Here is a 1,348-nt window from a genome sequence, read left to right as displayed (position 1 = left end):
GCGCCGGGTTTTCCGGAGGCTCCAACTCTTGAGTAGGATGGAGCATCATGAGCAATACCACGAACAAGTTTTCCCCTGAGGTGCGCGAGCGCGCGGTGCGGCTGGTTCTCGACAACGAGGCCCAACATCCGTCGCGCTGGCAGGCGGTGATGTCGATCGCGGCGAAGATCGGCTGCACACCCCAGACGCTGAACGACTGGGTCAAGAAGGCCGAGGTCGACAGCGGCAAGCGGGCCGGTGTCTCCAGCGAGATGGCCGAGAAGATGAAGGCGCTCGAGCGGGAGAACCGCGAGTTGCGCCAGGCCAACGAGATTCTGCGCAAGGCCAGCGCGTATTTTGCGATGGCGGAGCTCGACCGCCGGTCGAAGTGATGGTGGGTTTCATCGACGCGCATCGGAATGCGCACGGGGCTGAGCCATCGCGGCGCCATCGGTTCGAGCCCGATGGCGAAGGCCGATCTGCAACATGCTGCCGATCGCCCCGTCCACCTGCTATGATCATCTGGCGAAGCGGGCCGACCCGTCCCGGCTGTCGGCTCGGGCACGTCAGGACGACGCGCTGCGCCCCGAGATCCTTCGCGTGTTCGAGGAGAACTGGCGGGTCTATGGTGTCCGGAAGGTCTGGCGACAGCTTGTCCGAGAGGGCTTTGATGTCGCGCGCTGCACGGTGGCACGGCTGATGAAGAGCATGGGTATTCAAGGGATTATCCGTGGAAAGCCGCACCGGACGACGATTCCGGACAAGAAGGCACCGTGTCCGCTGGACAAGGTGAACCGCCAGTTCCGTGTTCCGGCACCGAACATGCTGTGGGTCAGCGACTTCACTTATGTCGCCACCTGGAGAGGCTTCGTCTATGTCGCCTTCGTCATCGATGCCTACGCCCGCCGCATCGTGGGCTGGCGGGTCAGCACTTCGGCCCATGCGGGTTTCGTCCTCGATGCCCTCGAACAGGCAGTCCATGAACGCCGCCCGGCAAAGGGCATGGGACTGGTTCACCACAGCGACCGCGGCAGCCAGTATCTGTCCATCCGCTACACGGAACGCCTCGCAGAAGCAGGTATCGAACCCTCGGTCGGCAGCGTCGGCGACAGCTATGACAATGCGCTGGCCGAGACGATCAACGGGCTCTTCAAGGCCGAGGTCATCCACCGTCGTGGTCCGTGGCGCAGCTTCGAGGCCGTCGAATACGCAACCCTCGCATGGGTCGACTGGTTCAACAACCGCCGCCTGTTGAAGCCCATCGGGAACATCCCGCCGAAGCTGAGGCCAACTTCACGCAACTCTGGAAACTGAACCCATGGCCGCGTAACTAACCGAAATCAGCCTCCGGCAAACCCGGCGCGGTTCA

General features: G+C 63.2%; 1 pseudogene and 1 other annotated feature. The pseudogene reads left to right on the top strand.

Annotated features, from left to right (window positions below):
- Nucleotides 1-47: 47 nt before the first annotated feature.
- A pseudogene (locus tag EZM81_RS17935) lies at nt 48-1,290 on the top strand (transposase); the annotation flags it as partial.
- Nucleotides 329-483: a sequence feature (AL1L pseudoknot), on the top strand. Its footprint overlaps the pseudogene before it by 155 nt.
- Nucleotides 1,291-1,348: the final 58 nt, after the last annotated feature.

The sequence above is a fragment of the Tabrizicola sp. YIM 78059 genome, assembly GCF_004959785.1.
GTDB lineage: Bacteria > Pseudomonadota > Alphaproteobacteria > Rhodobacterales > Rhodobacteraceae > Tabrizicola > Tabrizicola caldifontis.
Note: the sequence above shows the minus strand (reverse complement) of the source record. Positions and strands in the feature narration are given on the sequence as shown.